At 43.9% G+C, this 12316-nt stretch carries 10 protein-coding genes and 4 tRNA genes; 4 read left to right on the plus strand and 10 right to left on the minus strand.

Features of this window, described 5'->3' with window-relative positions:
* Positions 1-209 precede the first annotated feature (209 nt).
* From ACWJAO_RS03375 to ACWJAO_RS03395, 5 genes are all read right to left on the minus strand, one after another.
* Positions 210-1295 carry an aldose epimerase family protein gene (locus ACWJAO_RS03375; RefSeq protein WP_449139263.1) on the minus strand — a complete coding sequence of 362 codons (1086 nt, stop codon included), beginning with the start codon at positions 1293-1295 and terminating at the stop codon, positions 210-212.
* A gap of 111 nt (positions 1296-1406) precedes the next feature.
* Positions 1407-2645 carry a bifunctional folylpolyglutamate synthase/dihydrofolate synthase gene (locus ACWJAO_RS03380; protein WP_449139264.1) on the minus strand — a complete coding sequence of 413 codons (1239 nt, stop codon included), beginning with the start codon at positions 2643-2645 and terminating at the stop codon, positions 1407-1409.
* Between the two features lie 100 nt (positions 2646-2745).
* Positions 2746-3909 carry a molecular chaperone DnaJ gene (gene dnaJ, locus ACWJAO_RS03385; protein ID WP_449139265.1) on the minus strand — a complete coding sequence of 388 codons (1164 nt, stop codon included), beginning with the start codon at positions 3907-3909 and terminating at the stop codon, positions 2746-2748.
* Positions 3910-3993: 84 nt separating this feature from the next.
* Positions 3994-4614, minus strand: coding sequence for a nucleotide exchange factor GrpE (locus ACWJAO_RS03390; RefSeq protein ID WP_449139266.1), 621 nt, complete (start codon positions 4612-4614; stop codon positions 3994-3996).
* Positions 4615-4757: 143 nt separating this feature from the next.
* Positions 4758-6374, minus strand: coding sequence for an ABC-F family ATP-binding cassette domain-containing protein (locus ACWJAO_RS03395; RefSeq protein WP_118151544.1), 1617 nt, complete (start codon positions 6372-6374; stop codon positions 4758-4760).
* 230 nt (positions 6375-6604) lie between these two features.
* Between ACWJAO_RS03395 and ACWJAO_RS03400 the strand changes: the two genes are divergently transcribed.
* Together ACWJAO_RS03400 and ACWJAO_RS03405 are read left to right on the plus strand one after the other, a co-directional pair.
* A complete protein-coding gene (locus ACWJAO_RS03400) occupies positions 6605-7552 on the plus strand; it encodes an RluA family pseudouridine synthase (protein ID WP_449139267.1) in 948 nt (315 codons plus the stop codon).
* A 44-nt stretch (positions 7553-7596) separates the two neighbouring features.
* Complete coding sequence (locus ACWJAO_RS03405; protein WP_449139268.1) at positions 7597-7746, plus strand: sulfate transporter; 150 nt, start codon at positions 7597-7599, stop codon at positions 7744-7746.
* A gap of 210 nt (positions 7747-7956) precedes the next feature.
* On the opposite strand, the gene ACWJAO_RS03410 is transcribed toward ACWJAO_RS03405, so the two are convergent.
* The 5 genes from ACWJAO_RS03410 to ACWJAO_RS03430 all read right to left on the minus strand — a co-directional run bounded on the left by ACWJAO_RS03410 (position 7957) and on the right by ACWJAO_RS03430 (position 10109).
* A tRNA-Lys gene (locus tag ACWJAO_RS03410) sits at positions 7957-8029 on the minus strand.
* 10 nt (positions 8030-8039) lie between these two features.
* A tRNA-Arg gene (locus ACWJAO_RS03415) sits at positions 8040-8116 on the minus strand.
* A 36-nt stretch (positions 8117-8152) separates the two neighbouring features.
* Positions 8153-8226 (minus strand) — tRNA-Arg (locus tag ACWJAO_RS03420).
* Between the two features lie 15 nt (positions 8227-8241).
* A tRNA-Lys gene (locus ACWJAO_RS03425) sits at positions 8242-8314 on the minus strand.
* A gap of 94 nt (positions 8315-8408) precedes the next feature.
* On the minus strand, positions 8409-10109 hold the full coding sequence (locus ACWJAO_RS03430; RefSeq protein ID WP_449139269.1) for a glycoside hydrolase family 10 protein: 1701 nt from the start codon (positions 10107-10109) through the stop codon (positions 8409-8411).
* A gap of 135 nt (positions 10110-10244) precedes the next feature.
* Here ACWJAO_RS03430 and ACWJAO_RS03435 point away from each other — a divergent pair, with 135 nt between their 5' ends.
* Together ACWJAO_RS03435 and ACWJAO_RS03440 are read left to right on the plus strand one after the other, a co-directional pair.
* Positions 10245-11777 (plus strand): carbon starvation CstA family protein, encoded by a 1533-nt coding sequence (locus tag ACWJAO_RS03435; protein WP_449139270.1) that lies wholly within the window; start codon positions 10245-10247, stop codon positions 11775-11777.
* Positions 11778-11815: 38 nt separating this feature from the next.
* Positions 11816-12307 carry a hypothetical protein gene (locus ACWJAO_RS03440; RefSeq protein ID WP_449139271.1) on the plus strand — a complete coding sequence of 164 codons (492 nt, stop codon included), beginning with the start codon at positions 11816-11818 and terminating at the stop codon, positions 12305-12307.
* The last annotated feature ends 9 nt before the right edge of the window (positions 12308-12316 follow it).

The following is a 12316-nucleotide window of genomic DNA, read 5'->3' on the forward strand; positions in this document are numbered from 1 at the left end:
AAAGCTTGTTCGTATTCTTTTTGAAGAGGTTATAGATTCTCTTTTATTGTAGAAGAGGTTGATACTCTTTTCTTCTAAGAGGTTGTTTCTTCTTTAAAGACGCTAAGACTTCTCTTTAAGATTGCTATCGTGCTGAATGGATTTTGTCATTCAAGCGCGAAAAAGGAGCAAGTGCTGTTTAGAGTACCTGCTCCATGATTTATTCTAATTTATTTGTCTATTCCAAATTTATAGATTGTCTTCTGGGTGTATGTTTCACCTGGATTTAATCTGCAACTTGGGAAATAGGTATGATTTGGAGTGTCTGGGAACTTCTGTGCCTCGAAGCAGACTGCACTGCGACGTGGGAATGTTGCACCAAACTGTCCTGAAATACCTTCAAGGAAATTACCTGTGTACATCTGCATACCTGGCTCTGTGGTATAAACCTCCATGGTACGGCAGCTTACAGGGTCTTTTATACGGGCAGCGAAACTCAGCTCGCCTTCTTCAGTCTTGTTCAATACATAGTTGTGGTCATAGCCCTGACCGTTCTTGATCTGCTCGTTGTCTGCATCGATATCCTGACCAATTGGCTTTGGTGTACGGAAATCGAATGGTGTTCCCTCAACCTTCAAAATCTCACCTGTAGGGATAGAATACTCATCGATAGGGAGATAGTAGTTTGCGTTTACCTCACAGATGATATTGTCAACTGTTGGGGTAGGATTAGCAATACCCTGGATTGAGAAAAAAGCGTGGTGTGTCAGATTGCAGATGGTAGTCTTGTTGGTTGTAGCCTGATACTTGATAACGAACTCATTGTCGTCGGTCAAAGTGTAAGCTACCCAAACTGTCAACTCACCTGTGAAGCCTTCTTCACCATAAGGGCTCGTATATTTTAACACGACAGCGCTATCACTCATGCGGGTTGCATCCCAAACCTTGGTGTGGAAACCTGTAGGTCCGCCATGCAGGTGATTGCGACCATTGTTGCATGCCAAGTGATACTCCTTGCCGTGAAGTATGAACTTGCCTTCTTTGATACGGTTGCCATAACGACCGATGAGCACACTCAAGAATGGCTCTGGTGAGTTGATGACGTCCTGTATGTTGTCATGACCCTGGATGAGGTTGGCATAGTTGCCGTCCTTATCTGGCATCATGATGGCTACGACTGCTCCACCATAGTTTGTCACTGCAACTTCGTTGCCTTGCTTGTTTCTCAACACGAAGAGATCAGTCTTCTTGCCATTCACTGTGGTCTGAAAATCTTCTCTTTTCAAACCACACTTATTTGCTGGTTCTGTATTCATAATATCTCACTTTTTTTAGTTACCTTACTTTGGTTTAAGTAATGTACTGCAAAGTAACTAAAAAAAAATGAGTATTACAAATATTTTATGAACTTTTTGATTTAAAAAATCCTAAAACGATTCTGAGAGCAAATCGGCAACGACATAACTAGATCCGCCAATAAAGATAAAATCATCTTTTTTTGCGTTTGCTTTTGCTGCGTTAAATGCCTGTGCGATAGTTTGATAGCATGTTCCGCTCAAGCCGTGCTTTTGTGCGTATCCGTATAATTTGTCTATAGGAATTGCTCTTTTTGTTGATGGCTGTGTCCAATAGAAAATAGTGCTTTCTTTTGGCAACTTTTCTAAAAGTCCCATTACATGCTCTACATCTTTGTCGTCAACCATTCCGAATACGATATGTTTCGTATCGGCTTTGATAGATGCAATCTGTGGTTCCAGATACTCCCATCCGGCAAGATTATGTCCTGTATCACAGATGGTGAGAGGGTGCTCGTTGAGCTTTTCCCATCTGCCACGTAAGCCTGTCAACTCGCATACATGTTCGAAGCCGTTCTTGATGCTTTCATCTTTTATTTCTATTCCTTCTTCTTTCAGGCATTCTACGGCTGCGGATATGGTGCAGAAGTTCTTTTTCTGATAGTTGCCTTTCAGTTCGAAGTTCATGTCTGCGTCAGTTGTATGTGCAAAATGGATAGGAGAATTCTGCTCATGGGCTTTCTTGATGAACACAGGTTGGGTCTCTTCGTTCCATTCGCCAATAACGACAGGAATCTGTGGCTTGATGATACCCGCCTTTTCGCCTGCAATCTCGCCGAGTGTATTCCCGAGGAATTGGGTGTGGTCAAAACTGATGTTCGTGATAACGGATAGGATAGGAGTGATGATGTTGGTACTATCCAGTCTTCCTCCCAATCCAACTTCGATGACGGCAAAGTCTACCTTTTGATCTGCAAAATACTGAAATGCCATCATGGTGGTCAATTCAAAGAACGAAGGATGTAGCGGTTCGAAGAAATTCCGGTTGTTTTCTACAAAGTCGATTACATACTCTTCGCTTACCATCTCACCATTTACGCGAATGCGTTCTCTGAAATCTACAAGATGTGGAGATGTGAACAGGCCGACCTTATAGCCCTGGCTCTGTAGGATTGCTGCAAGGGTATGAGATGATGAACCTTTTCCGTTGGTTCCTGCAATGTGGATACATTTATATTGCTTATGAGGATGGTCGAAGTGTTCATCCATTTTATACATCGTGTCAAGCCCAGGTTTGTATGCCTTGGCTCCAATCTTTTCAAAAACCGGCGTGCTGGTGAAAAGATATTCAACTGTTTCTTGATAATTCATGTTATATGTTATACCTTATTATATATACAGATAATCCCCGAAAAGAGCGAACCGTTCTTTCGAAGATAGTTCGCCCTCTTCGGGGATTGCTCTTTACTGTTTATTTTTTAAAGAGATTCTTGAAACTTTCAAAGAGAGATTTCTTCTCTGCATTATCTGCTTTGAAATTATCGCATTCCTTGAATTTCACAACAAGATCCTTTTCTTCTTTGGTCAGAGAGGTTGGTATGAAAACGGTAATATTGACGATAATATCACCACGGCCATAACCATATCCCTGAATAGCCGGCATACCTTTGCCACGCAAACGGATCTGTTTGCCTGGTTGTGTGCCTGGTTCTATTTTGATCTTAGTCTTGCCATCCAAGGTAGGGACTTCTACCTCGCCACCCAAAGTGGCAGTTGCAAAGTCAAGAACAAGATTATGGTATAAGTCCTGACCAACACGCTCGAAATCATCGTTCTTTTCTACGCTTACCATTACCTGTAGGTTTCCGTAGAGACCATTGTGTTTGCCTTGGTTACCCTTTCCTTCAACGGTAACAACCATATCGTTGTCGACACCTGCAGGAATGTTGATTTCTACGAGTTCATCGCCCTTCACGATTCCGTCGCCACCGCATTCCTTACATTTGTTCTTGATGATAGTTCCCTCACCGCCACACTTTGTACATGCAGCCTGAGTTTGCATCATGCCGAACATGCTGCGCACCGTTTTTAAGACATAGCCGCTTCCATGACATTCCGGACATGTTTCCGGCTGGGCACCACCTTCGCAACCTGTTCCGTGACATGCAGAGCAAGTTACATCCTTGCGAATCTTGAAGCGCTTGGTAACACCTGTTGCTGCCTCTTGGAGAGTCAGTTTTACTCTTACGCGAAGGTCGCCACCCTGGTAAACCCGCTTCTGTGAGCCGCCACCGAATCCGCCGCCACCAAAGCCGCTGAAACCGCCGTGTCCGCCAAAGATATCTCCAAACATAGAGAAGATGTCGTTCATGTCCATGCTGGCACCACCGCCGAATCCGCCGAATCCACCTTGTGGGCCGTCGAAACCAAACTGGTCATACTGCTGGCGCTTCTGGGCATCGTGGAGAACTTCGTAAGCTTCGGCAGCTTCCTTGAATTTCTCTTCCGCCTCTTTGTTGCCAGGGTTGCGGTCTGGATGATACTTGATGGCTATCTTTCGATACGCCTTCTTTATTTCGTCTTCTGATGCCGACTTGTCTACGCCCAGCACCTCATAATAGTCTCTCTTAGCCATTTGCTTATTTCAAATATTGAATTTTCTTGCAGAATTCTAATGGAATGTTCTGGATTTTGAAAAATAATTCTTGATATTTCTTTCTTACTGACCTACAGCTACTTTGGCATGGCGAATCACCTTGTCGTTCATCGTATAACCTGTTTGGACGCAGTCAATGATCTTTCCCTTCTTGTCATCGCCCATTCCCGGAACCATAGCAATAGCCTCGTGGAAATCTACATCGAAATCCTTGTCGTTGGTTTCAATCTTCTTTACGCCAAGACCTTCGAGTGTCTTTACGAACTTGTTGAAAATCATCTGGACACCTTCCTTGATAGCCTTAGGGTCTTCGCTCTTGTCAGCGATGGCACGCTCAAAGTCGTCGAGAATAGGCAGAATAGCAGCTACAGTCTTCTCGCCGCCATTCAAAATCAGTTCTGCTTTCTCTTTGAGGGTACGCTTGCGGTAATTCTCAAACTCAGCAGTCTTATAGAGCAACAGTTTCTTGAGTTCCTCTACCTCTTGCTGTGCTTTTGTTAAAGGATCAATCTCTTCTGCCTTCTTGTCAGCAGCGTCTGTATTGCTGTCACCTTCTTCTGCCTTGTTGTCAGTATTCTGATTTTCCTCAGTATTCTCATTTTGTGTTGTCTGCTCATTATTTTCGTTCTGAACAGTCTCCTGAACGTTTCCGTCCTCTATATTGATTTCTTTTTCTTTTGACATAGTCTTAAATTTTTTAAACATGATAATTCTTATTATTGGTTGTTTGACAAAAAGTGTGCCAACCCGATTCTCATCGAATTGGCACTATTAAATTATAAGATAATTTGTGGTTGCTGTTTAAAACAGCTGAATGACTTTCTTGATTAGAATCCGTACATCTTAGCCTTCTGCTCCTTGATAGCTTCATCGTAGATATACTCATCATAAGACATGAGCTTGTCGATGGTGCCTGATGGAGTGAGCTCGATGATGCGGTTTGCCACGGTGTTGATGAATTCGTGGTCGTGGCTAGAGAAGAGAATATTGCCCTTGAAACCTACCAGGTTGTTGTTGAATGCCTGAATACTCTCCAGGTCCAAGTGGTTGGTTGGTGTATCAAGAATCAGGCAGTTGGCGTTCTGCAACTGCATGCGTGCAATCATACATCTCATTTTTTCACCTCCGGAGAGGACATTTACCTTCTTCAGTACTTCTTCGCCGCTGAAGAGCATTCTTCCGAGGTAGCCCTTCATGGCAACTTCGTTACCTGGACCATACTGGCTCAACCAGTCTACCAGGTTCTTGTCGCTCTGGAAGAATTCTGTATTATCGAGTGGGAGATAAGCTGTTGTGATAGTAACACCCCACTTGTAGTCACCTGCGTCAGCCTTTCGGTTGCCGTTGATGATTTCGAAGAGTGCGGTCATCGCCTTAGGGTTGTGAGAAAGGAATACTACCTTCTCGCCCTTTTCTATGTTGAAGTTTACATTGTCGAAGAGCACTGTTCCGTCTTCGTCGCATGCTTTCAGTCCCTCTACCTCCAGAATCTGGTTACCTGGCTCACGGTCCATCTGGAAGATGATGCCTGGGTATTTACGGCTTGAAGGACGGATTTCTTCAACGTTCAGTTTCTCCAGCATCTTCTTGCGGGATGTTGTCTGCTTACTCTTGGCAACGTTAGCTGAGAATCGGCGGATGAATTCTTCCAACTGCTTCTTCTTCTCTTCAGCCTTCATCTTCTGGTTCTGAGCCTGGCGGAGAGCCAACTGAGAACTCTCATACCAGAAAGAGTAGTTACCTGCAAACATCGTAATCTTACCGAAGTCGATATCTACGGTCTGGGTACTTACAGCATCGAGGAAGTGACGGTCGTGAGATACTACGAGTACGGTCTGTTCAATGTTGCTGAGATAGTCTTCCAGCCACTCAACAGTGTCGAGGTCGAGGTCGTTGGTAGGCTCATCGAGAAGGAGGTTGTCTGGGTTGCCGAAGAGTGCCTTTGCCAGCATCACGCGCACCTTCTCTGTGTTAGAGAGATCTCCAACGAGTTTGTCGTGGCGGTCTTCCTTTACGCCGAGGTTCTGCAGAAGTTGTGCGGCATTGCTTTCAGCCTCCCAACCATTCATTTCTGCAAACTTGAGCTCCAGCTCAGCAGCGAGGTTACCATCTTCTTCTGTCATCTCTGGCTTAGCATAGAGGCGCTCGCGCTCCTTCATGTTTTCCCATAATGGCTGATGGCCCATCAGAACGGTATCCATCACGCGGAAATCGTCATATTTGAAGTGGTCCTGTTCCAAGACAGAAAGGCGCTCGCCTGGTCCCATTTCTACTGTACCCTTGTTTGGTTCAAGGTCGCCGCTGATAGCGCGGAGGAAAGTAGATTTTCCGGCGCCGTTAGCACCGATGATACCATAAATATTACCATGAGTGAACTTGAGGTTTACATCCTTGTAAAGCACTCTCTTTCCGAATTGGATCGCAAGATTTTGTACTGTAATCATTATTTGTTCCTAAATATCTTTTATTCTGATTATATCATTAATTCAGCTGCAAAATTACAAAAAAATATTTGAAACACAATGATTTATTGGCAAAAGTTACTAATTTTTAGTTAAAAACATGGTGGCTTTTTGTTATTTTGCAGAAAAGTCTTACTTTTGTAGGCTGAAACGGAGAAAATGCAGCATTGATTCTGTGTTTTTCGTGTTAAGAAAATGATATCGATAACAATATGAGACAACAAAATAGAAAAGGAAATTTTAATAAGCATGCCAATAATGCTTATGGCTACGGAAACCCCAATGAGTACGACCACTATAAGGTGGAGAAGTCTGCTCCGTTGCTGGAATGGCTGATGGAGAATGTGAAAGGTCCTAGCAAGACCAAGGTAAAGCAGACTCTGCAGGGTAGGGGAATCAAGGTGGATGGAAAGACCATCACTCAGTTTGATTATGCCCTGAAACCAGACATGAAGGTAAGTGTGAGCAAGACAAAGAAGAACCAGGAGGTGTTTAAAAGCAGATACCTTAAGATTGTTTATGAAGACAGATATCTGATTGTTGTCGAGAAAAACATTGGTATCTTGAGTATGGCAGCCGGTCATTCTACTTTGAATGTGAAAACGGTACTTGATGATTACTTCCATAAGACTCGCCAGAATTGTCAGGCGCATGTAGTTCACCGTCTGGACCGTGATACTTCGGGCTTGATGATTTATGCCAAGGATAAGCAGACGGAGTTAGCTTTGGAGGATGATTGGCATCATAATGTGTACGACCGCAGGTATGTGGCTCTGGTTTCCGGAGAGATGGAAGAAGATGAAGGTACCGTTGCCAACTGGCTGAAAGATAATAAGGCGTATATTACTTACAGTAGCGATACGGATAATGGCGGCAAGTATGCTGTTACCCATTTCCATACATTAGAGCGTACTACGGCTCATTCTCTGGTCGAGTTCAAACTCGAAACGGGCCGTAAGAATCAGATTCGTGTTCATACAGCCGATATGGGGCATCCGGTGTGTGGTGATATCAAATATGGTAATGGTGATGATCCATGCCAGCGTTTGTGTCTTCATGCCTATGTACTGTGTTTCTATCATCCCGTTACACATCAGCCGATGGAATTTGAAACTCCGATACCGGCAGAGTTCCGCAGGGCATTGAAGAATGATCGTTAATAGGGTGATGGATATTGATTGGTAATTTGTATATATAATGTGATATGAATGATTTTGGATATTATGCACTGGTATTGGTAGTTCTGGTTGTAGGACTGTTTATATTGAAGAAGGTAGCTACCTGCATGATTAAAGCAATGGTGGCTGTGGTGATGGTTGTCGTGCTGGCAGTTCTTTACTGGCTCTTCTGTTGATAGTAGAGTTGTATGATGATGACGAGATAAGATTTTAGATATTTTTGATTGGTAAATTGGTTGCAGTTGTCTGGGTGTAAACTTTGGATGGCTGCAACTTTTTTATAGTGATATTTAAAGAGATATAAAGTGATATTAAAAGGTGATATTAAAACGATAGAGAGGTGTATAAACAAAAAAGAGCATTTCAATAAAGAAATGCTCTTTTTGTACACCCTTAGGGATTCGAACCCTAGACCCACTGATTAAGAGTCAGTTGCTCTACCAACTGAGCTAAGGGTGCAACTGTTTGTTGGTGACTCCGCAAGGATTCAAACCTTGAACCTCTTGATCCGTAGTCAAGTGCTCTATTCAGTTGAGCTACGGAGCCAAAACCGTTTGTTTCAGTGAAGCTTTGATAGGAGAGTGACTCCGCAAGGATTCAAACCTTGAACCTCTTGATCCGTAGTCAAGTGCTCTATTCAGTTGAGCTACGGAGCCAATTCTTATCTTTTGTACACCCTTAGGGATTCGAACCCTAGACCCACTGATTAAGAGTCAGTTGCTCTACCAACTGAGCTAAGGGTGCAGCATTTAAAATGCCTCATTTCTGAATTGCGAGTGCAAAGGTACTACTATTTTTTGATTCCACCAAATTTTTTCGCAACTTTTTTCGAAAAAAATCAACTTTTCTTCATTTTGAAGGTTCCTAATGTATGCCTATACCCCTTCTTGTTGATGCTTACCACGCGATACGTTCCATCCTTTAAGTTTCTAACATCTAGTGTGTTATCCTTTGTTTGGAGGTGCAGGATATAGCATCCTTGCAGGGTTTCGATCATCAGGACGTCAAAAACGAGATTTTTGGTAGTTTCTGCAAGATATACCTTCTTTCCGTCACATTCGAGTAATTTCGCTGCTCCCGTGCTTTGGGCAAAAAGTGGATTCTCTTCCTCTTTTTCTTGGGTAGGCAGACTTTCTATGCCATATCCATCCATTGAAGTTACGGCAATAAACAGATGTTTTGCATCAGGATTTTCTATTTTGAACGAATTTCCTATGATTCGTGTGGCAACCAGATTGCGCGCATTGGTGATGTCAACCGGATATTTCTTGCTCGCGTATACATTATTATATATATAAGGGGTTGCGATTTTAGTGCCATCTGTATAGTTTGAAGGATTATTCCAGGAAACTGATACCTTGTTGCCGGTGGTGATTACCGATAATTGCTGTGGCTGTTCCGGCTGGTTCTTGCTTGCCCAGGTCATCGGCGGAACCAATGAAGGGTATGGATTGAAACGTTGGGTAAAGTCGAGAATACCCTGTTTGTTGTCCAAGAGAAACTTGTTTCTGAAGAAAGCATACCCCATTCCGAGGTTTCGGATGTGATACATTTCTGCCGTCACGTCATTGATGCTCCACTTTCCTTCTTTCGGGTCGAGGAAGTAAATGCCCAGCCCTGGAACCACAATCTTGCCGTGGCTCTGTTCCTGCCAGTCGATGGCAAAAGGGTAGAAGTGTTCGTTCTTGAAATACATCATAGGGAAGAGTTCGTCCATCAGACCGCTCTTGAGCCAGCCCTGTGCGTCCTGGCAAACCTTCGTGTATGCATTCCATCCAAAGCTCCGGTATCTGCTCAGGTCATCAGACTTTCCTACAGGTGAGCAGCTCATCTTAACCCAAGGTTTCTCTGCCTTCACTGCATCGTGAATCTTTCTTACGATGTTAGTGATATACTGGCGTCCCTGTTCCCGGCTCACCTTGATGTTCCAGGTTTCCGGATAACGGATGTAGTCGAGATGAATACCGTCTACATTATATTTATGTGTAATTTCTCTGCAGATGTTTGACAGATAATCACCTGTCCGGCTGTTTTCCAGATCCATGTATCCGTCAACTCCAATCTTCTTGATGAGTTTCGGCATCTTCTGTCTGAGGGTTTTGCAGCCGAGTGCGTTCCATTTTCCTACAGGGATGGTTACCACCCAGGCATGCAGTTCCATACCGCGCTTATGGCATTCGTCGATGGCAAACTGCAGGGCATCATAGCCCGGACTTCTGCCCGGAAATCCTGACAGACATCCATCCCAAGGTTCGTATGCCGACGGATAAATCATGGTACCTCTCACGCGGGTCTGTATCAGTACGGTATTGATTTTAGCCTGCTGTAACCGGTCCAGTATATCCGTCAGTTCCTTTTTCTGCTTTTCGGCAGAATAAGAAGACTGGGCATAAGAGTGTGGCCAGTCGATACCTCCTATGGTTGTCAGCCATACAGCTCTTACTTCATGTTTCGGCACCTGGTTATTGAACACGATACTCTGGGCTTTTGCGGTCAAAACAGAGCATAAAACGATAAAAAATATCTTAAATCTCTTCATAATCTTACAATTTGGCGACAAAGATACCAATATTTTTTTTTATTTCAAATAAAAATATTACTTTTGCGGTTGAAATATTAAAATAAAGTGCATTTTGCACCGAAAAGAGAGAAATTTTTAAGCAATAAAAGAAAAATGGTCAGTTTCGTTATTAGTTTGGTCGCCCTTGTATTGGGTTACCTTCTTTATGGAAAGTTTGTGGCGCATGTGTTCGGTCCTGATGACCGTCCTACGCCTGCAGTGACCAAAGCCGATGGGGTCGACTTTATGGTACTGCCTAGTTGGAAAATCTTCATGATTCAGTTCCTCAACATTGCAGGAACGGGTCCTATCTTCGGTGCCATTATGGGTGCCTGGTACGGACCGGTAGCTTATCTGTGGATTATCTTCGGGTGTATCTTCGCAGGAGCCATGCATGATTACATGAGCGGTATGCTCAGTATCCGTAACGGTGGAGCTGGTTTGCCGGAATTGGTAGGTAAGTATTTGGGTGGACGCACCAAGAAAGTGATGTTGGTCTTTTCGGTACTTTTGCTGATGATGGTGGGAGCTGTGTTTGTATACAGTCCGGCTATCATTATGAGTGGCATTTGTAATACGGATGCATTCTGGGGCAGCCAGATGTTTTGGATTGTGGTGATTCTCGTTTATTACGTCATTGCTACATTACTGCCTATCGATAAGATTATCGGTAAGGTTTATCCGCTCTTTGCCTTCTCGCTTCTCTTTATGGCGGGTGCTCTGATGATAGGTCTCTTTGTGAAGTGGCCTTCATTGCCTGAACTTTGGAGCAATTTGCAGAGTTGCAACCTCAATGAGAATCCGGCTTGGTTGGGAACGGAGTCTTTTGTACAGAAGAGTCCGATTTTCCCTTGCCTCTTTATCACGATAGCCTGTGGCGCCATCAGTGGTTTCCATGATACGCAGAGTCCGCTCATGGCCCGATGCATGAAGAATGAGAAGATGGGTCGCCCTATTTTCTATGGTGCCATGATTACAGAAGGTGTTGTTGCCTTGATATGGGCTACGGTTTCCATGTATTTCTTCTATTATGGTGGATGGCGTGAATGTGTTAGTCCGGAGGTGGCTCAGCAGTTTATCGCTCAGTTTGATGGCGGCAAGTCGCTTATCCAGAACTTCGATGCTCCTACCGTTGTGAAGATAGTATGTTCCAGCTGGTTGGGTGTGGCTGGTGGAATCCTGGCTCTTCTGGGTGTTGTTGCAGCACCTATTACCAGTGGTGATACGGCTTTGAGAAGTGCCCGTCTGATTATCGCCGAGTTTATCGGTTTGGAGCAGCGCTCCATGCGCAAGCGTCTTTATATCTGCGTTCCTTTGTTTGCTCTTACGGTGGGCATTCTGGTTTGGCAGATGGAGAATCCTGATGGTTTCAATATCATCTGGCAGTATTTCGGTTGGGCTAACCAGACACTTTCTGTGTTCACACTCTGGACATTGACGGTTTATCTGGTACAGAAGAAGAAACCTTTTGTGATGACGCTGGTTCCAGCCTTGTTTATGACTGTGATATGTTCAACCTTCCTCCTCATTTCGCCAACAGCTTTGGCCTTGAGTGAGAGCGTGGCATATACGGGCAGTGTCATTATTCTGGTGATTGCCCTGGTCTGGTTTCTGGGTTGGTATCGCAGCTATCAGAAGAAACAATAGATTTATATATAAGTATTAATCAATATACGTACATTTATATGATACGAATGAAAAAATTAGCTATTGCAGCATTGGCACTTGTCGTTTCGACAACTGCCCATGCTCAGTTTGAAAGTGGAAAACAGTATATCGGTGCGTCGATGACGGGCTTAAACTTGAGTTATAATGGTTCTCAGGACCTTAATCTCGGTATTCAGGCTAAGGCCGGATACTTTGTAGAAGACGATTGGATGCTGTTGGGTCAGGTAGAATATAATCATTCCGGTCTTGAAGGCGTGAAGGATTACTTCTCAGTAGGTGCTCAGGCGCGCTATTATATCGAGCAGAATGGTCTGTATCTGGGTGGCGGCGTTAAGTTGGCTCATTCAGGTGGTTATAATGATTTCATGCCAGGGGTTGAGGTAGGTTATGCTTTCTTCCTCGGCAAGTCAGTTACCCTCGAACCAGCCGTCTACTACGATCAGAGTTTCAAGAAGCATGTAGATTATTCTACCGTAGGTTTGAAGCTGGGTATTGGTATTTATCTCTAAACCGGTAAG

Source organism: Segatella sp., assembly GCF_977051555.1.